This window comes from Rhodococcus sp. Leaf233 (assembly GCF_001426165.1).
Lineage (GTDB): Bacteria > Actinomycetota > Actinomycetes > Mycobacteriales > Mycobacteriaceae > Rhodococcoides > Rhodococcoides fascians.
Window position 1 is genome coordinate 23890 of record NZ_LMRO01000008.1, and the last position, 26920, is coordinate 50809.

The window sequence follows — 26920 nt, forward strand, 5'->3', positions numbered from 1 at the left end:
TGCCGACGTGACCGCAGCCTTCTCGAAGCCCGGCCCCCGGGACTGCTTGACCGATGTGGCATGTCTGTTGGTCGGCCATCATCACGAACTCGACGACGACGCCGCAATGGGGTCCGGTTCGGCCACCGGCTGCACTGTGGTGCGCGTTCTCGGTGGGGCGACGGCGGCCGTCTACGTGCGAGGCGGCGGACCGGGAACGCGCGAGACCGATCTGCTCGATCCGAGCCATTCCGTTCAGCAGGTCGACGCGATCCTGTTGACCGCGGGCAGTGCGTACGGGCTCGCGGCCGCCGACGGCGTCATGCGGTGGCTCGAAGAGCACGAACAAGGCATTCCGATGGGCAGTCCGGCTCACGTCGTGCCGATCGTGCCGGCTGCGGTGATCTTCGACCTTCCGGTCGGCGACTGGGCCGCGCGCCCCACCGCGGAGTTCGGCTACCGTGCTGCGGCCACGGCAGCGACCGAGTTCGCGACGGGATCGGTCGGGGCAGGAGTCGGTGCTCGCGCCGGCGTGCTCAAAGGTGGGGTGGGCACCGCGAGCACGGTGATCGAGGGCGGTCCGGCCGACGGAGTGACGGTCGCAGCTCTGATGGTCGTCAACCCTGTGGGCGCGGTGTTCGATCCGCGCACCGGGTTGTTGTGGGGCACCGGCACACTGGGGCCTGCGGAATTCGGCATGCGCAATCCCGAAGTCGACGACTTGCGGGCCGCGGCGGCGCTCGAACCCAAGGCCACTGCTCTGAACACCACGATCGGCGTGGTTGCGACGGATGCGCCGCTGTCGTCGGCGTCGTGCAAGCGGATAGCCGTCGCGGGTCACGACGGACTCGCGCGGGCCATCCGGCCTGCGCACTCGCCACTCGACGGCGACACCGTCTTCGCCGTGTCCACGGGTACCAGGGCCGTCACCGCCGAGTCCTCTGTGCCCGCAGCATTCTCCCCGGAACTACCGGTACTGGCCGCGGTCACCGAAGCCGCGGCGATCGTCGTCGAGCGAGCCATCGTCCGGGCCCTGCTCGACGCCACCTCGGTGGCCGGCATCCCCACTTACCGCCAGATCTTCCCCTCCGCATTCACGGCATCGCGTCTCTGACCGGCAGGTAGCCGCTACCGGTACCGTGGAGAGACCGAGGTTGGAGGCGATCATGAGTGAGACCGGCAAGCTTCCCGGTGAGCGAGAGCGGCCCGCGTGGATGCAGGCAGCCGTCTTCGTCGGAGGATTCGTGGCGCTGCTGTGGATCATCGAGATCATCGACGTCGCGAGCGGATCACGGCTCGAGCAGAACGGTATCGAGCCTCGTTCCGCCGACGGCTTGTGGGGCATCCTGTTCGCGCCCGTGCTGCACGACGACTGGCAGCACCTGATCGCCAACACGGTTCCCCTGATCGTGCTCGGATTCCTGGTGTTGCTCTCGGGCATCGCGCGTGGTCTGGCTGCCACCGGGATCGTCTGGGTGATCGGCGGCGTCGGTACCTGGCTCACGGCCGGCACCTACAGCAACACGATCGGCGCGTCGATTCTGATCTTCGGCTTCATCACGTACCTGCTCGTTCGTGGATTCTTCACTCGACAACTCGGCCAGCTCGCGATCGGGGTCGTGGTGTTCGTGCTGTACGGCAGCGCGCTGTGGGGCGTGCTGCCGAGCGATCCGAACATCTCCTGGCAGGGCCATCTGTTCGGCGCAGTGGGTGGGGTCGTCGCAGCTCGGCTGCTGTCCGCCGACGCCCGGGCCGACAGAGCGCGCGCCAGAGCACTCGATCGTCCCACTCCGTAGGCGGTAGGTAACCGCGAGCACAGCTGTGTTCGGGCGTGAAATTCGCCGACTCGCGCGGTCAATACTGCCCGAACGTTTCGAGTGACGCGCTCGGCGTGGCAGCATGGCTTACATGCGAATTACCGTCCTGGGATGTTCGGGCAGTGTGTCCGGACCCGATTCACCCGCGTCGGGTTACCTCCTGGAAGAAGAGGAGACCGCGCCGGTCGTTCTCGACTTCGGGCCCGGCGTCCTCGGGGCGTTGCAGCGTTATGTCGATCCGGGTGACGTGAGCGTTCTGCTTTCGCATCTGCACGCCGATCACTGCCTCGACGTTCCCGGTCTGCTCGTGTGGCGTCGCTACCATCCGAACCCGCCGGAAGGGCGCGCGATCGTCTACGGACCGAAGGACACTGCGTTTCGGCTCGGAGTGGCGTCGGCCGAGTGCGGCGGTCAGATCGACGACATGTCCGACACCATCGATCTACGCCGCTGGGTGGACGGCCGGACCATCGAATTCGGACAGCTGTCGATTCTGACCCGGCAGGTGTTCCATCCGCCGGAGTCGTACGGCATGCGGGTCACCACCGGTGGCGGAAAGACATTCGCGTACAGCGGCGACACCGGTATGTGCCAGGCGGTGCAGGATCTGGCTCAGGGTGCCGATGTCTTTCTCTGCGAGGCGTCGTGGACCGACAGCCCGGATCGGCCCGAGGGCGTCCACCTGTCCGGTATCGAGGCCGGTCGCATCGCTCGGGAAGCCGGAGTGGGGGAGCTGCTGCTCACCCACATTCCGCCCTGGACGTCTCGCGAGGATGTCATAGCCGAGGCGAAGGCAGAGTTCAGCGGACCGGTGCATGCCGTCGAGCCAGGGGACGCCTTCACCGTATGACGACGCGCTAGGCTTCGAGGCGTGTCCAGACGAGAAGACGGCAGAGCGGACGACGAGCTCCGCACCATCAAGATCACCCGCGGATTCACCACTCACCCGGCAGGGTCGGTGCTGGTCGAATTCGGCAACACCAGGGTGATGTGCACGGCCAGCGTCGAGGAGGGCGTACCGCGCTGGCGGAAGGGATCCGGCCTCGGCTGGCTCACCGCCGAGTACGCAATGCTTCCCGCTGCCACCCACACGCGTAACGGACGCGAGTCCGTCAAGGGCAAGGTCGGCGGACGCACGCAGGAGATCTCCCGACTGGTCGGACGCTCACTGCGCGCGTGCATCGATCTGGCAGCGATCGGCGAGAACACGATCGCCCTCGACTGCGACGTGTTGCAGGCCGACGGCGGCACCCGTACTGCTGCCGTGACCGGGGCGTTCGTGGCTCTCAGCGACGCCGTCACCTACCTACGAGCAGCTGGACGCCTGGCCGACCCGCAGCCGATCTCGTGCATGATCGCCGCGGTCAGTGTCGGCGTCGTCGACGGCCGGGTGCGTCTCGACCTTCCGTACGAAGAGGATTCGCGAGCCGAGGTCGACATGAACGTCGTCGCAACCGATACCGGCACTCTGGTCGAGATCCAGGGAACCGGCGAAGGCGCGACCTTCCCGCGCACCACCCTCGACAAGCTTCTCGACTCGGCGTTCGTCGGCATCGACAAGCTGTTCGAGGTGCAGAGGGAGGCGCTGGCGTTGCCGTACCCGGGGGATCTGCCCGAGCCTGCCACCGCAGAAACGAAGAAGAAGTTCGGTGCCTGATACCAAGCTGCTGGTAGCCAGTCGTAACGCCAAGAAGCTGCGAGAACTGCGCCGGGTACTCGACGCCGCCGGCCTCGTGGGTATCGAGTTGGTCGGTCTCGACGAGGTGCCGCCGTTTCCCGAGGCACCCGAAACCGGAGCGACGTTCGAGGACAACGCGGCGGCCAAAGCGCGCGACGGTGCGGCGGCAACCGGATTGCCCTGCGTCGCAGATGATTCCGGGATCGAAATCGACGCACTGAACGGAATGCCCGGGGTGCTCTCTGCGCGCTGGTCCGGAACTCACGGGCAGGACGAGGCCAACACGGCGCTCGTGCTGGCGCAGCTGAGCGACACCCCCGACGAAAGGCGCGGGGCGGCTTTCGTATCGGCGTGTGCGTTGGTGGTCCCGGGCGGAGCCGAGACCGTCGTTCGAGGTGAGTGGCGCGGCGTTGTAGCGCGAGAGCCGTTGGGGGAGAACGGATTCGGATACGATCCGATCTTCGTGCCGGAGGGAGACGGTCGCAGTGCCGCGCAGTTGGCTCCGGACGAGAAGGACGCGGCCTCTCATCGCGGCCGCGCGCTGCGCAAGCTGGTTCCTGCTCTCGAAGCGTTGACGGGGCGATAGTCGTGGCGGCGCGGGCAGTGTTGACGAGAACCACGGTCGTGCTCGCGGCCGCTGCCCTGTGTTCGGTGGGCATCCCCGCTTCGGCAGCGCCGGTCGCGGGATCGTTCGCCGAGGCCTTGGTCTACTCGGTGGCTCATCCAGGTGCGACGCCGGCGGGCGCGAACGATTACTCGTGCGTTCCCAGCGCTCGACATCCCGAACCGGTCATCTTGGTACACGGGTTCCTGGAGAACTCCTACGCGAACTGGTCCTCGCTGTCACCGGCCCTGGTCGACGCCGGATACTGCGTGTTCGCACTCGACTACGGCAACACCGGGCCGGTGCCCGCGTTGGGAGCGCTGGGAACGATTCCCGAGAGTGCCGCGGAGCTGTCCACGTTCGTCGATTCCGTGCTCGCGGCGACGGGTGCGCAGAAGGTGTCAATCGTGGGTCACTCGAAGGGCGGGACGGTGCCGCGCTACTACGCCCGCTTCCTCGGCGGTGATCGCACCGTCTCGCGCATAGTGGCGCTGTCTCCGCCGAACTATCCGACCGCCGGTCCGCCGGTGCAGGACGACGTGCTCGAGCGGTTGAACGAGGGCAGTGACACAGTCGCGGGAATCGATTACACGACGATCGTGACCCGATACGACCAGGTTGTCGTTCCGTACACGGCGTCGCTCCTCACCGGAGCGGGAAATACGAACGTGGTGCTGCAGGACGTGTGCCCCGGCAATGTCGTCGAGCACACAGGAATCTCGTACGATCCGCTGGCGCAGCGGCTGGTGGAGAACGCGCTGGATCCGGAGAACGCACAGCCGATCACCTGCTGACGTCAGACGCCGAAGTCGGCCTTGACCTGCTTGGTGCGCTTGTGTTCGACGTAGAACGACAGGAACGGAACAGTTCCGGCGAGCAGCGTGCCGATGGTCCGACCGGCCGGCCACCGCACCTTGATGGCAAGGTCGATCGTCAGGATCAGGTATACGAGGTAGACCCAACCGTGCACTACCGCAATCCAGTTGGGCACATTCTCGACCTTGAAAATGTACTTCGCGACCATTTCGGTCACGAGGACGAGCAACCAGATACCGGTGACGTAGGCGAGCACGCGATAGCGCAGCAGCGCCGACGCGATCTTCCGAGTCTTGTTGGTGGACGCCTTGGTCTTGTCCGGTGCCGAACTCACGTGGTGCTCCTGTCGGTCCCGCGGGATTCGTTCAGCTCCGCGAGGTAGCTGTTGTACTCGAGAAGTTGCCTGGCCTCGGGGTCGTCCAGATCGCCGACGTCCGGGTCTGCCACGCGGCGCTGGGGGAGCAGATCGAGAGGGACCTCGGTCGGTCCTTCGGGCTGCCCGGCTTCGGGCTCGTCCTGGTCCTCGTCTTCGAGGCGGACGAACTTGCGGTAGGCGTAGACGACGAACGCCGCGAACAAGGGCCACTGGAACGCGTAGCCGAGGTTCTGGCCGTTGCCGCCGACCGCCTCGAAGCGTTCCCACTGCCACCAGCCGAGACCGAGACACACCGCCGCGGATACGATCACCAGCGCAATGAGCGCGGGTCGACGCTTCGGGCGGGATGAGGTCACCACTCGACGGTACCGGAGCAACTACTACCGAAGGTAGTCACGTCGGGTGGCCGGCCGGTGATTCTCACCATGGACGAGCCGGGTGCGACTCACGACCGACGACGGTTCGCCCGTGCTTCGGCAAGTTGCTCGGCACCGGGGCCGGTGATGTCGGCGAGAGCGCTGCTGCGCCCCGTCAGCACCAACGCCAGGGTGCCCGCCGATCCTTCGACGACGGGGCCCTCGCCCCGACTCCAGTCCAGATCGGTTGCGCGCCACTGCAGTCGAAGATCGGGTCCTTTGAACGGTGCCGCACCGCTTTCCGGCACCAGGAAGTCGAGCATCGTAACCATGCGGTGCTCGGGAACGTGGTGCTCGATTCCCAGCGGCCTGCACACATCGAGCCCGTGCACGATGACGTCGGACAACGGGGCCAGCGGACCGTGGCCCGGCGGGGTGAACTTCTTGTCCGCGTGAGCTGTCAGGAGCGCAGGTAATTCGTCGCCGTGCTTGCGCTTGATTCGCTGGGTCATCATCTGATTGGCCCGATCGAAGTTCCCTCGAGTGCGCACCATGGCGAGTCCGAACTGCCAGAGCGGGACGATCAGGGGCACCACGAGATGGGCGGCGACGTCGCGGACCGTCCAGGCGTCGCACAGCGATGGGGTGTCCCACTGTTCGGGTGTCAGGGTGTCGAAAGTGCGTGCGAGAGAGCGTCGTTCGTCGGAAGTTTCGGCGAAGATCGCGTCGTCGTCGAGATCGCTGGACATACGAGCCACCTTCACACGTTGAAACCGGTAGATCTGGGAGTCTCGAGAAGAGCCGGGTCGAACGACCGTTGTGCGCGAGGGGGGACTTGAACCCCCACGTCCTGAGACACTGGAACCTAAATCCAGCGCGTCTGCCAATTCCGCCACTCGCGCGTGCCGGTGAAGTCTACAGCCGATGCTGCTGTGCGTGCGACGCGGTTCTTCGAGCCACGTCGACGTCCGATTAGGCTCGCCGGGTGGTGAAGAAGGAGAACTCGTTCGATCCGGCGCGCATCCTCGAACTGCTGTGGCGGGTCGACGCGAAACCGAGCCGAACCGGCCTGAGCGTCGACGCGATCGTCGACGCGGCCATCGAGATGGCCGATGCGAACGGGTTGGAGTCGGTGTCGATGCGCAATGTGGCCGAGCATCTCGGGGTCGGTGCGATGTCGCTGTACACCCACGTGCCGGGGCGTCAAGAGTTGACGGACCTGATGATCGATCGGTCTCTGGCAGATCTGTACGCACACGTCGACGAGCCGGCATCGGTTCCCGGTGGGTGGCGGTCCGCGTTGCGATTCGTTGCCGAGCGCAATTGGGAACTCTATCAACGACATTCGTGGCTGCTCGACGCCGTCGGTGCGCGTCCGGTGCTCGGTCCGCACACCAACGACAAGTACGAGGCAGAGCTGCGCACCCTCGTCGGTACCGGGCTCGGTGACGTCGAGATCGATTCGGTGTTGACACTGGTTCTCACTCACGTCTCGGGGACCGCGAGGGCCTCGGCCGCGGTCGATCGGGTGAAGAAGCAGTCGGGGATGTCCGACGCTCAGTGGTGGGCGGCTACTGCACCCGTCATCGAGCGGGTGATGACGCGGGAGCGTTTTCCGGTGTCGTCCCGCATCGGGACGGCCGCGGCGACGTCGTACGACGCCGCCAGCGACCCAGTGCATGCCTATCGTTTCGGTGTGGAGTGCATCCTCGATGGCGTCGAGGTGATGATCTCGCAGAGGTCATGATCTCGCAGAGTCAGCTCGCCGATCGGAGCGCAGCCTCGGAGTGACGCTGCGGCGGTCTGCGCAGCTTGTGCTGGAAACGCCAGAGCGCGTGCTCGAGCGAGGCGAGATCGACGTGGAGTGCGTCCGCTGCGGCGTCGAGAATCACGGGGGAGCGTTCCTCGGCGATGTCGGCGGCCAGGTCTCGATGGAGTGGTTCGAGAGCGTCGGCAACGAACGCGGTCAGATGTGCGGTCGCCTTGTCAGTGCGCACGCCCAGATGCATGAGCATGCACTCCCAGGTCGTCTCGCCGAGGCCAGGGATCGCGCGGAACGCATCGAAATGTTCCTTCGTGTGCTGCTCGAAATCGGTCGAACAGCTCAACCCCGACGCGATCAGCGTCTGCGCTGCCACAGCGGCTGCCGCCGCCTTGGTTCGGCTGTTTCCTGGAACGAGCTGACGGTTGGACAGGATCTGCACGAGCTGATCCGGATCCGAAGTCAGTTCTGCAAGGGTTGTCAAGTCGTCGAGTCGGTTATCGCCGCGGTGTGACCGCCACCGTCCGATGACCGCTCGCACCCCACTGGTCGGTCCTCCGTAAGGAGCGCGCGCGGAGAAGATCGCGTCGAGTAGCGCCGCCTCGGATTCGCCGCGCCACCCCGGTGTCCAGTGCGGCGAATTCGATTGCGAGGCAACTAATTCGATGTGCGACAGCATTGCTTCGAGCTCGCCCGTCGTGCAAGTGTCCGTAACCGATGAATACATGAATTCCCCCCGGAGTTCGTCGACCGCCCTATCGGATGCGGTTCGTAGGAGAAAGCTAGACGACCCCACCGACAGGTCACCGGACGCTCACGGAGTGCTCGAGATCACATCACAAAAAGATAACGAAAAATGCGAGGGTTCCCTCATGTTTCGCCGTCGCCGCCGAGTCTCCCGCCAGGGTGGATGCGGGTTACTCGCGAGTTGGGTAAACAAAAAGTAAAGGCGCTTGCGCGGACGTACTCGCTGGTAGCACTCGGACGTCCGAGCAAACCTGAGGATTTCCTCATGATTTTGTGTCAACCTGGAGCAGCGCGAAGGAGACCTGTCGACGAAGACAGGCTCACGCTTTGCCCTGTTGCCCACGACGCACCACGGCAGTCATCACAGCGAACGCCTCGACCCCCCGAGACGTCCACGAGAGGAATCTTCAGCCTTGACGATCAACGAGAGCACACCATCACACGGACGCGGCTCGCGAAGCACAGGCAACGCAGGCAAAGCCCCTAGAAGCAGTGGCGGCTCTCGGACTCTGGCAGATCGATTCGCCGCGGGCGAGCCGTACGCCCTGGCGTTCGGTGGTCAGGGTGCGCCCTGGCTGAGTTCGCTCGAAGAGCTCGCGCGCGATTCCGCACTCGAGCCCGAACTGACCGATCTCGTCAACGAGGCCGCAGCAGTGCTCGCGCCCGTGTCCGACGAGCTGCTGGTCGTCCGCTCGGTCGGCTTCGACCCGATCGGTTGGATGCTCGAGCAGGACCTCGCCGACGACGACACCGCCGGCTCCTACGGGCCCTCCGAAGCGGCACTGACCTCGGCTGCGGTGTCTCTGCCGGGCGTCTTCCTCACTCAGGTCGCCGCGTTGCGCGCGCTGAAGTTGCAGGGCCTCGACCCCGCCCAGACCCCGCCGGTCAAGGTGGTCGGACACTCGCAGGGCCTCATCGCCGCCGAGTCCGTCGCCGCGGACGGCGCACAGGACGCCAACTTCCTGGCCATCGCGCAGTTGGTCGGCGCTGCTGCCGGACTCGTCGGACGTCGCCGCGGCATCATCGGTGCCGGTGACCGTGCTCCGATGGTCTCGGTCGGCAACGTCGAGCCCGAACGTCTGCAGGCAATAGTCGACGAGCTCGCGCTACCGGGAGCACCCGAACGCTCCGCTGCTCTGGCCATCCGCAACGGTCGTCGCCGCGTCGTGCTGTCCGGCCCGCCGGCTCAGTTGGCTCGCGTGCAGGAGAAGTGCGAGCAGATCGCGGCTCGGGAAGAACGTGAGCGCGATGCCAAGAAGCGCGGCGGCGCGGTGTTCGCACCCGTCTTCGAGCAGCTCCCGGTCGAGATCGGCTTCCATCACCCCGCATTGAACGACGCCGTGGAGCTCGTCGACGCCTGGGCGCAGCGGTGCGGTCTCGACGCCGCCCTGGCCCGCGAACTGGCGCAGAAGATCCTCGTCGATTCCGTGGACTGGGTCGACGCCATCGACGGTGTCGTCGAGGCCGGCGCGGACTGGATCCTCGACCTCGGACCCGGTGACCTCCTCACCCGCATGACCACCCCGGCGCTGCGTGGACAGGGCGTCGGCATCATCGCGGCATCCTCACGCGGCGGCCACCGCAATCTGCTCACTCCCGGTGCCGCTCCCGAGGTGCAGCCGGCATGGTCGGCATTCGCGCCCAAGCCTGTGACGCTGCCCGACGGCCGTGTCGTCGTGGAAACCTCCTTCACCAAGATGACCGGACGTTCGCCGATCCTGCTCGCCGGCATGACGCCGACGACCGTCGACGCGAAGATCGTCGCGGCCGCAGCCAACGCAGGCCACTGGGCCGAGCTCGCCGGTGGCGGCCAGGTCACCGAAGACATCTTCACCGACCGCGTCGCCGAGCTCTCCACGTTGCTCGAGCCCGGCCGCGCCATCCAGTTCAACTCGCTCTTCCTCGACCCGTACCTGTGGAAGCTGCAGCTCGGCGGTCGCCGCATCGTGCAGCGGGCCCGTGCAGCGGGTGCGGCCATCGACGGCGTCGTCGTCACGGCAGGCATCCCCGAACTGGACGAGGCAGTGGCTCTCATCGAGGAGCTCTCCGAGGCCGGCATCAGCTACGTCTCGTTCAAGCCGGGAACCGTCGCGCAGATTCGTGCCGTGATCCGCATCGCCAACGAGGTTCCGACCTACCAGGTCAACGTCCATATCGAAGGTGGCCGCGCAGGCGGACACCACTCGTGGGAAGACCTCGATGACCTGCTGCTGACCACCTACGCCGAGCTCCGCTCGCGTCCCAACCTGGTGATCTGCGTCGGCGGCGGTATCGGAACACCCGAGCGGGCCGCGGACTACCTGACCGGAACCTGGTCTGCCGTGCACGGATACCCGAAGATGCCTCTCGACGGCATCCTCGTCGGTACCGCTGCGATGGCCACTCTGGAAGCCACGACCGCTCCCGAGGTCAAGCAGCTTCTCGTCGACACTCCGGGAACCCCCGACTGGGTCGGTGCCGGAACCGCCAACGGCGGAATGGCGTCGGGCCGCAGCCAGCTCGGTGCCGACATCCACGAGATCGACAACGCGGCATCACGTTGCGGTCGGCTGCTCGACGAGGTCGCCGGCAACGCCGACGCCGTTGCCGAGCGCCGCGACGAGATCATCGCCGCACTCGACGGCACCGCCAAGCCGTTCTTCGGCGACGTCGCCGAGATGACCTACCAGCAGTGGCTGAGCCGCTACCTGGATCTGGCCATCGGAACGGACTCGCGCAGCGAATTCGATTGCGGCGGTGAGTTCACCGATGCCGTGACCGAGGCCCGTGAATCGGTGTGGCTCGACGTCACCTGGCGCACCCGCTTCCTCGAAATGCTGCAGCGCGCCGAGGCACGTCTGCACCCGGTCGATCGTGGACCCATCCCCACCCTGTTCGCCGACGCCGAGGTACTCGAGCGTCCGCGCGCAGCACTGAAGTCACTGCTCGCTCAGTTCCCCGACGCCGGTGACGTGGTGCTGCACCCTGCCGACATCACCTTCTTCACCTCGCTGTGCCGCATGCCCGGCAAGCCCGTCAACTTCGTTCCCGTCGTCGACGGTGACGTGCGCCGCTGGTGGCGCAGTGACTCGCTGTGGCAGGCACACGACGCTCGCTACTCGGCCGATCAGGTCTGCATCATCCCCGGAACCGTTGCCGTCGCCGGTATCACTCGCGTCGACGAGCCGGTGGGCGAACTGCTGAACCGCTTCGAGAAGGCCACCGCGGACCAGCTTCTCGCCGAGGGTGTCGAGCCGGCGGCCATCGCCAGCCGACGCCACGCCGAGATCGCACCGGGACTGCTGGGCATCGTGCTGGCAGCTCCCGACGTCACCTGGGCCTCGCGCATGACGCAGAACCCCGTTGCACGCCTGGGAGATCCGGCCGACTGGACCGTCGACTCCGATACGGTCGCCTCGCACCCACAGACCGGCTCCACGTTGACCGTGCTCGACACCGAGCACGTCGAACTGCTGGTCCCGCTCGCCCCGGGCAAGGAAGTACGCATCCGTCTGACGGTGCCCGCCTCCACCATCGACGGCGGCGCTCCGGTCGTCACCGCAGAAGATGCACAGCAGGCCATGTCGGCACTGCTCGGAGTTGCGGCAGGACAGGACCTTCCGACGGTCAAGAACGGTGTCGCGCGGCTGAACATCGCGTGGATCCCCGATCTGATCGCCGACCACGCCGGCGTCACCGGATCCGGACTGCCCGACACACTGACCGTCAGCGGCAAAGCCGTTCCCGACGTCCTCGTCGGCGCCTGCTGGCCCGCCGTCTTCGCTGTTCTGGGTGCCACGCGCAACGCCGAGGGCATCGACGTCATCGAGGGCATGCTCGACCTGGTGCACCTCGATCACAGCGTCAACCTCGTCGGTGAATTGCCGACCGACACTTCGATTCTCGTGGTCAAGGCCGCTGCAGGAGAGGTGCTCGACACCGATCTCGGTCGCGTCGTCGAGGTCACCGTCGAAATCGGTGCCATGCTCGGTGAGGGGCTCGACGCCCCGGCCGTCGCAACTCTGGTGGAGCGCTTCGCCATTCGTGGACGCACCGGCAAGGGCGAGTTGGTGGATCCGGCTCGCGCCGGCGGTTCGCTGAGCGCCGACGCCAAGGACACCCCGCGTCGTCGCCGTCGCCAGGCCACCATCGTGGCCCCGCGAAACATGGCCGCGTTCGCCCAGGTCTCGGGCGATCACAACCCGATTCACACCTCGGATGCCGCGGCGTTGCTCGCCGGCCTCGGTAGCCCGATCGTGCACGGCATGTGGCTCTCGGCTGCGGCGCAGCAGACCGTCACCGCAGTCGACCATGAGGACACCAAGACTCCTCCGCGTCGTCTCACTGCCTGGACTGCTCGTTTCCTCGGAATGGTCCGTCCCGGAGCGGAGATCGACGTTCGCGTCGACCGCACCGGATTCGATCAGGGTGCCGAACTGGTCGAGGTGTCCTGCCGAGTCGGCGGCGAACTGGTCATGGTCGCCACCGCACGCACCGCCGCGCCGAAGACCGTCTACGCGTTCCCCGGCCAGGGCATCCAGCGCCCGGGTATGGGACTGGACGCACGCGCTCGCTCCAAGGCCGCGCGTGAGATCTGGGAGCGAGCCGACAAGCACACCCGCAGCGCGCTCGGCTTCTCCATTCTCGCTGTCGTGCGCGACAATCCGACGTCGCTCAAGGCCCGCGGGGTCACGCACAAGCATCCCGACGGTGTGCTGCACCTGACGCAGTTCACCCAGGTTGCGATGGCCGTTCTCGGTGTCGCACAGGTTGCCGAACTGCGCGAATCCGGAGCGTTCGTGGAGAATTCGATTCTCGCCGGCCACTCGGTGGGTGAGTACAACGCTCTGGCCGCCGTTGCCGGTGTGCTCCCGCTCGAGGCCGTTCTCGAGGTCGTCTTCCAGCGTGGCTCGGCCATGCACGCACTCGTTCCCCGTGACGAGAACGGCCGCAGTGACTACCGTATGGCTGCCATCCGCCCGTCCCAGATCGGCCTGGCCGACGAGGACGTGCAGGGCTTCGTCGCCGGTGTCGCAGAAGAGTCCGGTGAGTTCCTCGAGATCGTCAACCTCAACTTGCGTGGCTCGCAGTACGCCATCGCAGGCACCGTTGCCGGCCTCGGGGAGCTCGAGAAGAAGATCGCCATTCGCCGGGCAGAGTTCGGCGGCAAGGCCGCCTACATCATGGTTCCGGGCATCGACGTGCCGTTCCACTCGACGGTTCTGCGCGGTGGAGTCGACGATTTCCGTAGCCGCCTCGAGACCCTGCTGCCCGAGCAGCTCGATCCCGCGATCCTGGTCGGTCGCTACATTCCGAACCTGGTGCCCAAGCCGTTCTCGCTCGACCGGGCCTTCGTTCAGGAGATCGCCGACCTCGTACCGTCCGAGCCGCTGAACACCGTTCTCGCAGAGTTCGATTCGTGGGCCGCACGGCCGAGCGATCTGTGCCGCGTGATTCTGACCGAATTGCTCGCATGGCAGTTCGCCAGCCCGGTCCGGTGGATCGAGACTCAGGATCTGCTGTTCGCAGACGAGTCCGACGGCGGTATGGGCGTCGAGCGTTTCGTCGAGATCGGGCTCGGTGCAACACCGACCGTGGCCAACCTCGCGTCGCAGACTCTCAAGCTGCCCGGCCGCTTCGGCCACCCGGTCGAGGTGCTGAACCTCGAGCGCGAAGCCGCGATCGTCTACGGCACCGATACCGACCCGGCTCCGGCCGACGAGGACGAGGCAACACCCGCTCCCGAAACCGCTGCTCCGGCAGCCGCAGCTGCTCCGGCTGCAGCACCCGCTCCGGCCGCTGCACCTTCGGGCGGACCGCGCCCCGACGACATCGCGTTCGTCGCCGCCGACGCGACGAAGATTCTCATCGGACTGTGGACCAAACTGCAGCTCGATCAGATCGGGCCCGCCGACACCATCGAGGCACTGTGCGACGGCGTGTCCTCACGTCGTAACCAGCTGCTCGTCGACCTCGGCTCCGAGCTCTCGCTCGGTGCCATCGACGGCGCAGCCGACGCCGACATGGGCGCGCTCTCGGGCACGGTGAACAAGCTGGCTCGTACCTACAAGCCGTTCGGCCCGGTGCTCAGCGACTCGATCAACGACCATCTCCGCAAGGTCTTCGGCCCCTCGGGACGACGCCCGGCCTCCATCGCCGACCGCGTCAAGAAGACCTGGGAACTGGGCGACGGCTGGGCGCACCACGTCACCGCCGAGGTCGCTCTCGGTACCCGTGATGGTGCCTCGGTCCGCGGCGGTGCACTCGGTGGCCTGGCCGACGGCGCTCTCGCCGACGGCACTGCTGTCGACAACGTCATCGACGCCGCGGTTGCGTCGGTTGCCGCTCGTCGCGGAATCGCAGTGTCCATGCCTCAGGCAGGTGGCGGGGCCGGCGGAACCGTCGACGCTGCTGCTCTGGGCGAGTTCACCGAGCACATCACCGGTCGCGACGGCGTTCTCGCCTCCGCAGCCCGGTTGGTGCTCGAACAGCTCGGCCTGGCGGACGCACCCAACGCGCTGCTGGCCGAGAACCCCGATGCTGCTCTGGTGGAGCTGGTTTCGGCCGAGCTCGGCTCCGACTGGCCTCGCCTCGTCGCTCCCGCGTTCGACGCCAAGCGCGCAGTGCTGATCGACGACCGGTGGGCCACCGCCCGTGAGGATCTGGCTCGGTTGTGGCTCGGTACCGCAGGTGACGTGGCCGTCGAGTCCTTCGCCGGTGCAGGCAATGCCGTTGCAGCTCAAGCACAGTGGTGGAAGGCCAAGGCCGACTACGAGAACAAGACCGTGCTCGCCGAGACCTTCGGACGCATCGCAGACATCGCGGTCGCATCCGAGGACAAGGGGCAGTGGGCCGACGACGTCGCAGTCGTCACCGGTGGCAGCAAGGGATCCATCGCCGCGGCCGTGACCGCTCAGTTGTTGGCCGGGGGAGCGACGGTCTTCGTCACCACCTCCAGGCTCGACGACGAGCGCCTGGGCTTCTACCGCTCGCTCTACCGCGACAACGCTCGCAACGGAGCGTCGCTGTGGGTGGTTCCGGCCAACATCGCGTCGTACACCGACGTCGATGCCCTCATCGAGTGGATCGGCAGTGACTACATCGACACTGCCGGTGGCGCAAAGACATTGGTCAAGGCAGCTGCCACTCCGACGATGCTGTTCCCGTTCGCCGCACCCCGGGTCATGGGCGAGATGTCCGACGCCGGAGCTCGCGCCGAGATGGAAATGCGCGTGCTGCTCTGGTCGGTCGAGCGTCTGATCACCGGACTGTCGAAGGTCGGCTACGACAACGACATCGACACTCATCTGCACGTGGTGCTACCAGGATCGCCGAACCGTGGAATGTTCGGTGGCGACGGTGCCTACGGTGAGTCGAAGGCCGCACTCGATGCAGTCGTCGCGAAGTGGGGCTCGGAGAAGAACTGGGCCGAGCGGGTGTCCATCGCGCACGCTCACATCGGGTGGGTTCGCGGAACCGGCTTGATGGGCGGCAACGATCCCATCGTCGAGGCGGTCGAAGCCGAAGGTGTCCGTACCTGGTCGACCGAGGAGATGGCGACCGAGCTGCTGCGCCTGTGCACCTTCGACGCACGTCGTCGGGCTGCTCAGGAGCCCATCGTCGCCGATCTGGCAGGTGGCTTGGCCAACACCAAGCTCAACCTCGTCGAGCTTGCTCGCGACGCGGCGGCTGCTGCGGCCGAGAAGACCGAAGAGGCCGTGGACAGTTCGGTCATCGCCGCGCTGCCTGCACCTCCGCGGCTAGCCCCGACGACCGCTCCGGCGTGGCCGACCCTCGATGTCGATCCGAAGGACCTGATCGTCATCGTCGGTGCGGGTGAGCTCGGGCCCTACGGTTCGGCGCGTACTCGCTTCGAGATGGAGGTCGACGAGCAGCTCTCTGCCGCAGGCGTTCTCGAACTCGCGTGGAACACCGGCCTGATTGCCTGGGAGAACGATCCCAAGCCGGGCTGGTACGACATCGAGTCCGGTGACCTCGTTCCCGAGGAGGACATCGCCGACAAGTACCACGACATCGTGGTCGAGAAGTGCGGTATCCGCACGTACGGCGACGACGGCGCAATGGTCGGTAACACCGCTCCGCTGATGACCTCGATCTTCCTCGACAACGACCTCACGTTCGTCGTCGGAACCGAGATCGACGCACGGTCGTTCGCGGCTGCCGATCCCGAGCACACGCTGATCACACCGGTTCCCGATTCGAGCGACTGGCAGGTCACTCGCAAGGCGGGCACCGAGATTCGCGTTCCGCGCAAGATGAAGCTCACCCGTACCGTGGGTGGTCAGATTCCGACCGGATTCGATCCCACCAAGTGGGGCATCTCGCCCGACATGGCGAGTTCGGTGGATCGTGTTGCCCTGTGGAACATCGTCACCACGGTCGACGCCTTCATCTCCTCGGGCTTCAACCCGTCGGAACTGATGCGCTGGGTGCACCCGACGCTAGTCGCCAACACTCAGGGCACCGGCATGGGCGGCATGGAGTCCATGCGCTCGCTGTACATCGACACCCTGCTCGGCGATGCTCGTGCGAACGACATCCTTCAGGAGGCTCTGCCGAACGTCGTTGCTGCACACGTGGTTCAGTCGTACATCGGTAGCTACGGCGCGATGGTTCACCCCGTCGCCGCCTGCGCCACCGCGGCCGTCTCGGTCGAGGAGGGCGTCGACAAGATCAAGCTGGGCAAGGCGCAGCTCGTGGTCGCCGGCGGATTCGACGACCTGAGCACCGAAGGCATCATCGGCTTCGGCGACATGTCGGCCACCGCGGACTCGGCAGCGATGTCCGCCAAGGGAATCAGCGATCGACGCTTCTCCCGGGCCAACGACCGCAGGCGTGGAGGGTTCGTCGAATCGCACGGCGGCGGAACGATTCTGCTCGCTCGCGGCGATCTGGCACTCGAGATGGGCCTGCCCGTCCTCGGAGTGGTGGCCTACGCACAGTCGTACGGCGACGGAGTGCACACCTCCATCCCGGCTCCGGGACTCGGCGCACTCAGCGCCGGTCGCGGCGGCAGGGATTCGGCACTTGCGCTCTCGCTCAACGCACTCGGCGTCAGCGCAGACGACGTGGCCGTGATCTCCAAGCACGACACCTCGACTGCAGCCAACGACCCCAACGAGGCCGAGCTGCACACCCGCCTGGCCAAGGCCATCGGCCGATCGGACGGCGCTCCGCTGTTCGTCGTCTCGCAGAAGTCCCTCACCGGCCACTCGAAGGGTGGAGCGGCTGCCTGGCAGCTGATCGGCCTGTGCCAGGTGCTGGCCAACGGCGTCATCCCGCCGAACCGCAGCCTCGACTGCGTCGACGACAAGATGACCGGTTTCGAGCACTTGGTGTGGGCTCGCGAGCCGCTGCGCTTCGGTGACTCGGTTCCGCTGAAGGCGGGTCTGCTCACCTCGCTCGGCTTCGGGCACGTGTCCGGACTCATCGCGTTGGTGCACCCGCAAGCATTCCTCGAGGCCGTTCCGGCCGAGCGGCGTGCGGAGTACATCGCGAAGGCGAACGAGCGTCGTATCGCCGGTCAGCGCAGGCTGATCTCCGCGATGGTGGGTGGCGACTCCCTCTACGAGCGGCCCGACGATCGACGACTGGGACATGACGGGACGCCGGCCAAGGCGTCACGCGAACTGGAGGCCAACGTGTTGCTCAACGAGTCCGCTCGCCTCGGCGAGGACGACGTCTACTCCTCCGGTCTGCCGGGTGCCATCTGATGGCAATCCTGGGAGTGGGTTTCGACCTGGTGACGGTGTCCGACTTCGCCGAGCAGATGGAGAAGGTCGGCACGACGATGATCCGCGACAGCTTCACCGCGGGTGAACGTCGGCACGCGGCGACCAAGAGCTCCGACCCGACGCGGCACTACGCAGCACGGTGGGCAGCCAAGGAAGCAGTTCTGAAAGCTTGGGCGACATCACGTTTCGCGCGGCCGCCGCAGATCGGCGACAATCCGTACCCGTTGATCGAGGTCGTCAACGATGCGTGGGGTCGACCGTCCATCAAGCTGCACGGCATGGCACAGGAGTTTCTGCCGACGGTCAAGATTCACCTGTCGCTGACGCACGACGGCGATATCGCCGCCGCGGTGGCGATCCTGGAGGAGTAACTCCGCGCTGAACGACGACGAAGGCCCGTCCGATCCACGAGATCGGGCGGGCCTTTCGTATGGGTGAAGCGGCTGGGTCACGCGTCGTCGGTGTTGACCGACCCACCCGAGCGCCTGCTTTCCTTCTCTGCGACGAGCAGATACGCCATCATGATTCGCTTGAGTTCGGCCACGGCATCTTCGTGGCTCTGGCCGTCCTGCACCGAGAAGTTCAGCATCGAGTAGACGATGTGCACCAACACCTGGGCCATCAGATTGCGACGATGCCGCGGTGTGCGCGGCGTCAACGGTCCGAGCATGCGTGAGACCTGATCGGCGAACTCGCGCTCGTGAATGACCCCGGTGGCGCGGGTGGACGGTGTCGACTGCATCGCGAGCCATACCTCGCGGCGCGACGGGTCCGTCATCCACATGCCGGCCATGTGGTCGACGAAATTGTTCAGGAACCGCACCCAGTCCAGGGACGGGACCTCGCCGTCGAACTCTGCCAATTCCTGTTGGACGCCCACGAGGTCCTGACGATTGAGTTCGCAGACGATGACGTACTTGTTGGCGAAGAACTGATACAGCGTGCCGATCGGCAGCTCTGCCCGTGACGCGACTTCTTCACAGGTGAACGACTCGAAGCCCACGTCGCTGAGCAGTTCACGCGACGCCTGGAGCAACGCGTCGAATTTGCGTTGGCTGCGTTCCTGCGTGGGACGGCGCCTCGGCATCAGCTCCTGAGTCTGCGCCGTCGACTCGAGCGCGGCGTCGAGACGGCGCGAGGACTGGGCACGAGCAGAGGATTCCACCCGGTCAGGCTATCCGTCGCGGGTGCACGGTATCCACTTCTGTCGTGCGGGTCGCATCGCCCACTCCGGATTCGGGCGTTGTTGTGGGGGAGCGCTGTGTGCGTCGACAGCTGTCGGGCCGTCTTACTGTGACAATCCCCAAGTCCGATATCGGCCAGCCAAACGGGCAGCAGGTATGGTTATGGATAACGAATCAATTTCCGTGCAGGGTGGCCGTCGTTCGTGTCCGTGGGACGACGTTCATGGTCGGGAGCCTCACCCCGAGCACAGGGAGACTGCAGTGGCAACAATCGGTACAGCGATCGAATCCGGCTCGATGCAGACGGTCCTGCTCGAGCCGACCTCGGGGGAGGTGCTCGCGCACTCCACCACCTCGCTCGACCCCGACGTGACCGCCGTTCTGCCGCGCGCGATCTCGGATATGCGTGCCGAGGCAGCAATGCTCGACGTGTCGGTCGACGCCGTCGCCGTCGTGCATCGGTCCGAGTCCGAGCGCGCCGAACTCGCCACGGCAGTGACCGACGAGTCGACGGTGTTCGTCTCGGCATCCCAGTCGTTCTTGTCCTGGTTGGGCCGTACGAAGGATCTCGCCGACGCGATCACGGTGCTGCTCTATTACATGGGCGAACGCGGCGTATCCATCTCTCTCGCCGACGCAGCCGATGCCACACTCACGCCCGCCAAGAATGCTGCCCTGGACTCGATGTCCCCCGAACGAATCGGCAGCACGATTCCGCTGGCCTGGGAAGTGGTCGACGAATCCGGCAAGAAACCACAGGCGGTGGCGCTGTTCGGAGACAGATCGAGCAACCGGGACTTGATCGACATTCTCTCCCTCGGTCTCGGTGTGCCCGTCGTGCGGGTGTGTGCCGCTGATCGGGTCGCTGCCTGCGGAGCGGCCTGGCTCGCATCGGTTTCGGCCGAGGATCAGGCCGCTCTCGTGGAAACGGAGAGGGCCGACGACGCGGAAGAAGCCGCAGGGCCGGAGACGATCCCTTCGGTGGTGCCGGCGTCCCCGGTGGCAGCAACGGGCAGGTCGAGTTCAGCGACCGGCGGCCGCAAACTGATCTTCGCTGCGGTGCTGCTCGCCGGGGTGGCCTCGGCCGGTGTCGCCGTTGCAGCCACGCTGCCGAGTAATGGGGATGCGACCGCCGGGCAGAGCGTCGACCGACGCAATGACGGTGCCGATTTGGCCGGCGCAACGCGATACGTCGATCCGACGACTATTGCGCCTGTACTGCCGGTCGACGCCCTGCCGAAGACGCTCCCGCCCACGGCGGATTCGGCCGTCGAGCCGACGACCACCTCGCCGACCGGTACGACACAGCAGTGGACTACACAGCAAGGGACTCCGCAACAGTGGACGCCGCAGCCCTGGGTGCCGCAGGACGTTTCGCCTGCAGGTACCCCGAAGCCCGCTGCGGTGACTGTGGATCCGCCGCAATTGACTGTGCCCACCGTCGTTCCCGAGCCGGGCAAATCCCAGGAGCAACTCGAGCAGGAAGCCTGGGATCGGCACTGGCAGCACACAGGTGAGTGGATCGCGCAGGAATTGGCCGGAGGCTGACGTGTCGCTTCGGTAGGTGCGAGCAAATGACAGACTGGCGAGAGCCCGTCTGTCATTTCTCGTCTGGAGGAACCATGCCGACCGATGCACGCCCCGCCGACATTCGATCCGCGATCGCGAAGTCGATGCCTCGCGCGAAATCGGAGCTGGCAGAACTGGTCCGGTTCCGATCTGTGCACGATCCTCGGCAGTTCCCGGTGGAGGAATGCGTCGGCGCAGCGCAATGGGTGCAGCGGGCGTTCGTCGACGCCGGAATCCCCGACGTGCAGTTGATCGAGACCAACGACGGCTCACTGGCTGTCGTCGGTTCTCGGCCGGCACCGGCGGGAGCACCGACCGTTCTGTTGTATTCGCACTACGACGTCCAGCCTCCCGGCGACAGAAGCTACTGGGACAGTGAGCCTTTCGAGCTGACCGAGCGTGACGGTCGGTGGTACGGCCGAGGTGCAGCCGACTGCAAAGGCAACGTCTTGATGCATCTGCTGGCGCTGCGCGCGGTGGGGGAGTCGCTCGACGTCGGCGTGCGCATCGTCTGCGAGGGTTCTGAAGAGATGGGCACGGGCGGTCTCGAAGCACTCGTCGACGAGCGGCCCGAGTTGTTCGCTGCCGATGTCGTGGTGATCGGGGACACCGGCAGCACTGCGGTGGGTCTGCCGACGGTCACCACCACCCTGCGTGGGATAGCCAACGTCGTCGTACACGTGGAAACGCTTGCCGGAGAAGTGCATTCGGGAATGTACGGGGGACCGGCACCCGATGCGCTCGGCGCGCTGATCCAGGTGCTGGCCACACTGCGCAACGAGCACGGTGACACCACGGTCGACGGTCTCGATGGCACGCAGACCTGGGATGGGGTGCCGTACGACGCCGAGCAGTTCAGATCCGACGCCGGGGTGCTCGACGGAGTCGCGCTGGCGGGTTCGGGCACCGTGGCCGACGCCGTATGGGCACGGTCGGCTCTGACCGTTCTCGGAATCGACTGCCCACCCGTCGTGGGCTCGGCCGCCGCCATCTCCCCTCGAGCCTCGGCACGGCTCAATTTGCGAGTTCCGCCAGGGATGGATCCGCAGCAGGCGCAGGATGCGTTGGTGGCGCATCTGGAGGCACGCACGCCGTGGAATGCGCGCGTCACCGTCGAGCGTGAGGCGATCGGTTCGCCGTTCCGGGCCGGAACGGATGGCCCGGGCTACGCGGCGTTGTCAGGTGCCTTGGAAGAGGCATTCGGACGTCCCATGGGGACGGCGGGGCAGGGCGGGTCCATTCCGTTGTGCAACGCGTTGGCGGAGGCGTTGCCGGACGCCGAGATCGTGCTGATGGGCGTCGAAGAGCCCCGATGCCGGATCCACGCCCCGAACGAGAGCGTGGACCCGACGGAAATCGAGAAGATGGCCGTCGCCGAGGCATTGTTCCTGCAGCGATTGGCCAGATCACACCGCTAGGTCGCGGCGGAGCTTGGCGACATGGCCGGTGGCGCGCACGTTGTACTGCGCCACCTCGATCTTGCCGGCCTCGTCTACGAGGAACGTGGAGCGGATGACGCCCTCGTAGACCTTGCCGTAGTTCTTCTTCTCCCCGAACGCACCCCAGGCCTGCAACGTCGTCTTCTCCTCGTCGGAGAGCAGGGGGAATGTCAGATCCTCCTTGTCGCGGAACTTGGCGAGCTTGGCCGGCTTGTCGGGGGAGATGCCGATGACCTCGAGGCCTTCGCCGTTGAGCTCGGCGAGACTGTCGCGGAAGTCGCAGGCCTGCTTGGTGCAGCCCGGGGTGCTCGCGGCGGGGTAGAAGTACACGATCACCTTCTTGCCGGCGTAGTCGGCGAGGGAGACGTCGTTGCCGTCTGCATCGGGCAGGGTGAACGCCGGAGCGGTGTCGCCCGGCTCGAGCTTGCTGTATTCGGTCACCGCACGAGAGTATCGAAATACCACCGTGCTCTAGGCTCGAGTACGACCAAGACTATTTGCAGACAAGTTGGAGGACACGTGGCCAAGGACACCGACCGAATCGAGCGCGAGATCGAGGCCGCTCGCAATCAGCTGGCCAGCACGCTGGACGAGCTGAGCGTCCGTGCCAGCCCCAAGAACATCGTCGCCAACACCAAGCAGACGGTGGTGGCCAAGCTCAACGAGCCGGCCGTGAAGTTCACTCTGCTCGGAGTCGGCGCAGTGGTAGCAGTTCTCGTGGTTCGCAGGATCTTCAACTGACGCAACAGGTGCCTTGACCAGCCGATTTCACATCTGGCCGCATCTGCTGTTAATGTTTCTCCCGCACCGCAGAGAACACGCGGTGCGGATCGGCGCCATTAGCTCAGTTGGTTAGAGCAGCTGACTCTTAATCAGCGGGTCCGGGGTTCGAATCCCTGATGGCGCACACCAAGTGCCCCTGAACAGCGTAATCGCTGGTCAGGGGCACTTTTTGTTGTCCGGGTACGCGTAGGCGACCGCAAGCTTCGCGAAAATCGACAACTCCCTGACCTGCGGGTTTTGAAGCGGCGGAGGGCGTTTCGGAGACTTGACTCTTAATTGCAAATACTGGGATTCAAGTTCGGGCAGCTATGCCGCTGACCTGCGAGTTGTGTGCCGGATTCGCGCCGCCGGTAGCTGATGGACATCTGTGGATGCTCCAGTCATCACTTACTCATCTTTTTGAACCCTCGCAATCGAACGCAAGTGAACCGTGCAAGGGTGACTCACCCAGGTGGACCTACAGGCCATTCGGACTACCCCCCACCGATCCCGTCCCGCCTGACAGCGACAGAGTGAACCCGCCCGCGCCCAGAATTTGATGCGCCTGCCAACACGAGGCAACGGTGCGGCAACTGACGAGGGCGGGCTGACCACGACGCCTCGGGCCGTGCTTGTGGAGAAATGGCCGGGCGTGTTTACTGGCGTTCGGTGACCCCGCGCCCGTCGGCTTCGTCCGGCGGTCTTCCTAGTTCGCGGGTTTTCATATGTGGTTGCAAGAAGTAGAGGGTCGAGTCCTCGAACAATTCATCTACGACGGTGTCTCGTTGGCCGACGCGAACGCGATGCGTCGCTTACCGCCGGTGCACCGAGATCTGTTCGACGACTTCGTGTTTGCCGCCACGGCCGTAGCGGTGGGGGAGAGCGACTGGAGCAGATTTGCCATCGCTTGCTTGGGCTATATGTCGGCCGTGCACGGCGACCTCACGTTGGTGCCGCCATTGATACCTCCCGACGCCGCCGACGTGGTGGCGGACGTGCTCTCACGTTTCACACCGTTCAAGTCCGGAGATGAGCGCGTTGCGGATGGGTCGCGGATCAACGAGGACCAGTACCGACTTGCGGTGGAATTGTTCACCCGTCTCGGGGGTGATCGTGGGGACGGCGCAGGTGCTGCCGGGGCGAGAGCGCACAGCAGGATGATGTCCGCGCGTATTGCAGATGGGTTCGTTCATCCTGTGATCGGTTCGCACATCTGGAGCGGTGTTCCTGCCGCTCCGCGGGCACACCCGGGCAGCGGCCCCGAGGTCACCGTGCTCGAACTCGTTCAGCAGCTTCTCGCTCGGTGGCGCTTGTTCCCGGCCGAACGTGCTGGTGTCGAACGCGACATCCTCGCCGAAGCTCGTTCTATCGGCTGGTCGGGGGTTCGCGCGCCGATGGCTACGCTCGGTCTCAGCGGCTGGTACGCACACTTACCCGAAGGCACCGGCGTTACCGGCCGCGAGGCGCACGATACCAGTGACGATCCCGCGCGTCGTGTGGTCGACGAGCAGGCGCGACCGCGACACGAAGATCGGTGACCGCACTGTGACGGTGAACCGGCTCGCTGTGCGTACGGGTCGTGGGGGACTGGTCGCTCACGTCAGCGTTCTGGTCGAGGCAATCGCGTGTGGGGATCGGTGGGCTGTGGCGCGCCGCGCGACGGGCCCACTGCTGGTGCAGTTGCTTTCGGGTGATTACGACGACACGTTCGGAACGGCATCGGAATCCGATCGATCCGTGGGTCTGGGCGGAGCGCCGGTGGTGGTGATCGACGGCAACGTGGCGATTGTGGTTGCGCCGGTGACGAACTCAGGATCGGGGTCGGTGGGCGCGGTGACGGCGCTGCTGATCCGGGCTTCTACAACTGGCACGGTGAGGCCGTGGTTCGTAGCGTCGCTGACTCAGGACCAGATGCTGGATAACGAGTTTCAGCGGCGGGTGCAGCACGAGTCATTTCCGGTCGACGCCGACCTCGACATCATCGCCGCCCACGGACCCCTCGATGTACGCGCTGCCTCGATCGACTGGGACGACGACTCGGTGATCCTTCGACGCTCTGACACCGGCGTGGTGACCGTGGCAGACGCGCTCGCCGAGGCGGCAACGTGGCCGCGGGAAAGTTGGCATTGGCTTGCCGACGAAGCGCATACCTTTACCGGCCTGTACCTGCGCGGGCGTCGTCCGGAGCTGGTGCGCGAGTTCCCACCCCAACACCCTTGCGGCGAAGGTAGTGGATGAGGGCACTGCCTTTACTCCGGTACGGGTTGGTGTCGGGAAGAGTCGACGGGTTCCCGCTCGACGTGGCAGTGACTGCGACCGTCACGAGGAATGTGCCGTGGTCGGCCAGTGGGCTGGCTTGCTCAGCCCACGGACGTCGCGGCTGGCCGCGACCGGCGCGAGGCTGGCGACCAGGAGTGCGGAACCGATGAACATCGACGCTGGCCCGCCGGCAGCGGAGGTACGCACCCCAATTCCAATCAGGGTGCGTACTTTGCTGTGTCCGGACCCGACAGCTGCCCTGGGTGAAAGAGTGCGGCCGGGTGGAATTCGCGACCCTGCTCGGGGAGGTCGAAGCGAACGAGGCCAGGTGTAAATTCGAGACGGTGACTGCACCGACATGGCCACAGCTCACAGCGCGCAACACTGCGGCGACCGACCTTAACCTGTCAGGCTCACTGCACGTCGTCGGTGAGACCGATAAAGGCTTCGTCGACGATCACTTCGAGTTCCGCTACGGCCGGGGTGACCGCTGGTGGGTCGAACGCAACGGCGAGATCGTCTACGCATCGTCGAGCTCCACCGACACAGCCCCCGTCGCCCGCATCGATGGACAGATGGTCCATCAACGCACCACCAGCCTGATCCGCCTCGGCGCACTGTTCACCCCGCGAGATCTCTGCGGCCCGCGATCACTCCTGACTCGGCGCGTACCAGCTCAGTACGTCACCCAGGGCCCGACAGCGGTCGACCACGCTGGCCGTCCGGCATGGTCGACCGAGCTGACATCGCCCACTGGACTCACCACGACAATGATCATCGACGGCGGAACCGGACTCATCGCGAGCCTAAGCAGCCGCGATCACAGCAAGTCGCTTCACCTCGAGAAACTGACCGAACACGCCGAACTACCCGACGATCAATTCGTATGGGACGGCAGCACTATCGATTCGAGTGAACTGAAGAGCCTCCGAATGTCCTGGTAGTCGTAGGGAAAGGGGAAGGCCGAATATCAGCGGGCAGCTACGCTGTCCGGGGCCTCATTCATGAGGTTTTGATTTCGACGAAGGGTTGCCTGGCGGTGGCGAGGATAGAAACGATTGAGCTGGTCGACGACATCGATGGGACGGTTATCGAAGAAGGCGCGGGTGAGTCGGTCGAGTTCGCCGTTGGCGGTGTCGAGTACGTCATCGACTTGAATACGAAGAACGCCAACGAGTTTCGTCGTAGGTTCGACTACTGTAGTCGCTATGCCACGCGTATAGGCGGCCGGAAGCGGAAGCCCTCGTCGCGCGGCGTGGCCGCGTCGTCGCCGGCGACAGTGAAGGTTGCTGCCAAGCGAGATGCTGCACAGGTGAGGGCAATTTGGCAGTGGGCTGCGGACAATGGCTATCGAATCAGTGACCGTGGCCGAATCCCCGCCCATATCGAGGACGCATTCAACGACGCCCATCGTTAGCCGAGCCGAACCACTCTGTGCTGCCTTCGATCCACCATTCGCCGAGACTTCGCCCATCCAATAAAAGTTGTTATCAGATAGCGGTATTCACTTCCACCGTCGAGCCAGGCGTCGATGTCGGCTTGCTTGGCTGTGGACCGGGAAGCATTCGGCGTTCGCTGCCAGGGAAGATTCGCGTGTCGTGTCGACAAGCTGGACAATCCTTTGACACTTGCGTGCGGTCAGGTGCTGCCGAACCCGATCACGAAGGCAGCCTCGAGCCCGATCTAGTCCACCTGCTCGGAGTGGCGCTGAGGGAGTGCGACAGCAACTTTGTGAACCAGCCGCCCGTTTTGATGTCGTCGCCGGTCAACTGCTTGACAAAGTTGTAAATTTCAGACCGATCACCCTCAATTCGGTGGCGCTCTTTCGACCCATCGTC

22 protein-coding genes and 2 tRNA genes are annotated in these 26920 nt (G+C 65.6%); 17 read left to right on the forward strand and 7 right to left on the reverse strand.

All coding sequences use genetic code 11. The annotated features are described in order from the left end of the window. Positions 1-7 precede the first annotated feature (7 nt). The 6 genes from ASH04_RS07930 to ASH04_RS07955 all read left to right on the forward strand — a co-directional run bounded on the left by ASH04_RS07930 (position 8) and on the right by ASH04_RS07955 (position 4872). Complete coding sequence (locus ASH04_RS07930; protein WP_057473233.1) at positions 8-1093, forward strand: P1 family peptidase; 1086 nt, start codon at positions 8-10, stop codon at positions 1091-1093. 100 nt (positions 1094-1193) lie between these two features. After that, positions 1194-1775 carry a rhomboid family intramembrane serine protease gene (locus ASH04_RS07935; RefSeq protein WP_288124427.1) on the forward strand — a complete coding sequence of 194 codons (582 nt, stop codon included), beginning with the start codon at positions 1194-1196 and terminating at the stop codon, positions 1773-1775. 112 nt (positions 1776-1887) lie between these two features. Then, positions 1888-2646 (forward strand): cyclic nucleotide-degrading phosphodiesterase, encoded by a 759-nt coding sequence (locus ASH04_RS07940; protein ID WP_027497666.1) that lies wholly within the window; start codon positions 1888-1890, stop codon positions 2644-2646. A gap of 21 nt (positions 2647-2667) precedes the next feature. Beyond that, positions 2668-3453 (forward strand): ribonuclease PH, encoded by a 786-nt coding sequence (rph, locus tag ASH04_RS07945; RefSeq protein WP_027497665.1) that lies wholly within the window; start codon positions 2668-2670, stop codon positions 3451-3453. Next, positions 3446-4060, forward strand: coding sequence for an RdgB/HAM1 family non-canonical purine NTP pyrophosphatase (rdgB, locus tag ASH04_RS07950; protein ID WP_032370160.1), 615 nt, complete (start codon positions 3446-3448; stop codon positions 4058-4060). Before rph ends, rdgB begins: the two co-directional genes overlap by 8 nt. A 2-nt stretch (positions 4061-4062) precedes the next feature. Continuing rightward, positions 4063-4872, forward strand: coding sequence for an esterase/lipase family protein (locus ASH04_RS07955; RefSeq protein ID WP_057473235.1), 810 nt, complete (start codon positions 4063-4065; stop codon positions 4870-4872). 2 nt (positions 4873-4874) lie between these two features. Here ASH04_RS07955 and ASH04_RS07960 read toward each other — a convergent pair whose 3' ends face one another. From ASH04_RS07960 to ASH04_RS07975, 4 genes are all read right to left on the reverse strand, one after another. Continuing rightward, positions 4875-5228, reverse strand: a complete 354-nt coding sequence (locus ASH04_RS07960; RefSeq protein WP_027497662.1) for a DUF3817 domain-containing protein — start codon at positions 5226-5228, stop codon at positions 4875-4877. Continuing rightward, positions 5225-5626: a glucitol operon activator gene (locus ASH04_RS07965; protein ID WP_032368537.1), complete on the reverse strand. Its 402-nt coding sequence runs from the start codon at positions 5624-5626 to the stop codon at positions 5225-5227. The genes ASH04_RS07960 and ASH04_RS07965 overlap by 4 nt, the downstream gene beginning before the upstream one ends. Before the next feature lie 89 nt (positions 5627-5715). Continuing rightward, positions 5716-6375 (reverse strand): maleylpyruvate isomerase family mycothiol-dependent enzyme, encoded by a 660-nt coding sequence (locus tag ASH04_RS07970; protein WP_032384564.1) that lies wholly within the window; start codon positions 6373-6375, stop codon positions 5716-5718. Positions 6376-6446: 71 nt separating this feature from the next. Further along, positions 6447-6528: transfer RNA gene (locus ASH04_RS07975), tRNA-Leu, on the reverse strand. Positions 6529-6611: 83 nt separating this feature from the next. Here ASH04_RS07975 and ASH04_RS07980 point away from each other — a divergent pair. Further along, on the forward strand, positions 6612-7373 hold the full coding sequence (locus ASH04_RS07980; protein ID WP_027497659.1) for a TetR/AcrR family transcriptional regulator: 762 nt from the start codon (positions 6612-6614) through the stop codon (positions 7371-7373). Positions 7374-7383: 10 nt separating this feature from the next. Here the strand turns inward: ASH04_RS07980 and ASH04_RS07985 are convergent, their stop codons facing one another. Beyond that, entirely contained in the window at positions 7384-8067 is a 684-nt protein-coding gene (locus ASH04_RS07985; protein WP_057473236.1) for a hypothetical protein, read from the reverse strand. Positions 8068-8548: 481 nt separating this feature from the next. On the opposite strand from ASH04_RS07985, the gene ASH04_RS07990 reads away from it, so the two are divergent. Together ASH04_RS07990 and acpS are read left to right on the forward strand one after the other, a co-directional pair. Beyond that, a complete protein-coding gene (locus ASH04_RS07990) occupies positions 8549-17848 on the forward strand; it encodes a type I polyketide synthase (RefSeq protein ID WP_057473237.1) in 9300 nt (3099 codons plus the stop codon). Continuing rightward, a complete protein-coding gene (gene acpS / locus ASH04_RS07995) occupies positions 17848-18240 on the forward strand; it encodes a holo-ACP synthase AcpS (protein WP_008715184.1) in 393 nt (130 codons plus the stop codon). Before ASH04_RS07990 ends, acpS begins: the two co-directional genes overlap by 1 nt. Before the next feature lie 77 nt (positions 18241-18317). On the opposite strand, the gene ASH04_RS08000 is transcribed toward acpS, so the two are convergent. Continuing rightward, positions 18318-18956, reverse strand: coding sequence for a TetR/AcrR family transcriptional regulator (locus ASH04_RS08000; RefSeq protein WP_080729227.1), 639 nt, complete (start codon positions 18954-18956; stop codon positions 18318-18320). A gap of 358 nt (positions 18957-19314) precedes the next feature. On the opposite strand from ASH04_RS08000, the gene ASH04_RS08005 reads away from it, so the two are divergent. Together ASH04_RS08005 and ASH04_RS08010 are read left to right on the forward strand one after the other, a co-directional pair. Continuing rightward, on the forward strand, positions 19315-20601 hold the full coding sequence (locus tag ASH04_RS08005; protein WP_057473238.1) for a hypothetical protein: 1287 nt from the start codon (positions 19315-19317) through the stop codon (positions 20599-20601). A 74-nt stretch (positions 20602-20675) separates the two neighbouring features. After that, positions 20676-22040 (forward strand): dipeptidase, encoded by a 1365-nt coding sequence (locus ASH04_RS08010; protein ID WP_057473239.1) that lies wholly within the window; start codon positions 20676-20678, stop codon positions 22038-22040. Here the strand turns inward: ASH04_RS08010 and bcp are convergent. Next, entirely contained in the window at positions 22029-22502 is a 474-nt protein-coding gene (bcp, locus tag ASH04_RS08015; protein ID WP_057473240.1) for a thioredoxin-dependent thiol peroxidase, read from the reverse strand. The genes ASH04_RS08010 and bcp overlap by 12 nt on opposite strands. Before the next feature lie 78 nt (positions 22503-22580). Here bcp and ASH04_RS08020 point away from each other — a divergent pair, with 78 nt between their 5' ends. The 6 genes from ASH04_RS08020 to ASH04_RS08045 all read left to right on the forward strand — a co-directional run bounded on the left by ASH04_RS08020 (position 22581) and on the right by ASH04_RS08045 (position 26499). Then, entirely contained in the window at positions 22581-22802 is a 222-nt protein-coding gene (locus ASH04_RS08020) for a DUF3618 domain-containing protein (RefSeq protein WP_027497653.1), read from the forward strand. A 92-nt stretch (positions 22803-22894) separates the two neighbouring features. After that, positions 22895-22968 (forward strand) — tRNA-Lys (locus tag ASH04_RS08025). Positions 22969-23548: 580 nt separating this feature from the next. Continuing rightward, complete coding sequence (locus ASH04_RS08030) at positions 23549-24361, forward strand: hypothetical protein (RefSeq protein ID WP_057473241.1); 813 nt, start codon at positions 23549-23551, stop codon at positions 24359-24361. Positions 24362-24368: 7 nt separating this feature from the next. Beyond that, on the forward strand, positions 24369-25061 hold the full coding sequence (locus ASH04_RS08035) for a hypothetical protein (RefSeq protein ID WP_235579966.1): 693 nt from the start codon (positions 24369-24371) through the stop codon (positions 25059-25061). A 365-nt stretch (positions 25062-25426) separates the two neighbouring features. Beyond that, on the forward strand, positions 25427-26026 hold the full coding sequence (locus ASH04_RS08040) for a hypothetical protein (RefSeq protein WP_156394502.1): 600 nt from the start codon (positions 25427-25429) through the stop codon (positions 26024-26026). 95 nt (positions 26027-26121) lie between these two features. Next, on the forward strand, positions 26122-26499 hold the full coding sequence (locus ASH04_RS08045; protein WP_057473244.1) for a histone-like nucleoid-structuring protein Lsr2: 378 nt from the start codon (positions 26122-26124) through the stop codon (positions 26497-26499). The last annotated feature ends 421 nt before the right edge of the window (positions 26500-26920 follow it).

What these genes read in the sequence shown, in the direction of transcription:
- ASH04_RS07935 (WP_288124427.1), top strand. Translation starts at nt 1,194, where the DNA reads ATGCAGGCAGCCGTCTTCGTCGGAGGATTCGTGGCGCTGCTGTGGATC.
- ASH04_RS07970 (WP_032384564.1), bottom strand. Translation starts at nt 6,375, where the DNA reads ATGTCCAGCGATCTCGACGACGACGCGATCTTCGCCGAAACTTCCGAC.
- acpS (WP_008715184.1), top strand. Translation starts at nt 17,848, where the DNA reads ATGGCAATCCTGGGAGTGGGTTTCGACCTGGTGACGGTGTCCGACTTC.
- ASH04_RS08010 (WP_057473239.1), top strand. Translation starts at nt 20,676, where the DNA reads ATGCCGACCGATGCACGCCCCGCCGACATTCGATCCGCGATCGCGAAG.
- ASH04_RS08000 (WP_080729227.1), bottom strand. Translation starts at nt 18,956, where the DNA reads ATGCCGAGGCGCCGTCCCACGCAGGAACGCAGCCAACGCAAATTCGAC.
- ASH04_RS07940 (WP_027497666.1), top strand. Translation starts at nt 1,888, where the DNA reads ATGCGAATTACCGTCCTGGGATGTTCGGGCAGTGTGTCCGGACCCGAT.
- ASH04_RS07985 (WP_057473236.1), bottom strand. Translation starts at nt 8,067, where the DNA reads ATGCTGTCGCACATCGAATTAGTTGCCTCGCAATCGAATTCGCCGCAC.
- ASH04_RS08030 (WP_057473241.1), top strand. Translation starts at nt 23,549, where the DNA reads ATGTGGTTGCAAGAAGTAGAGGGTCGAGTCCTCGAACAATTCATCTAC.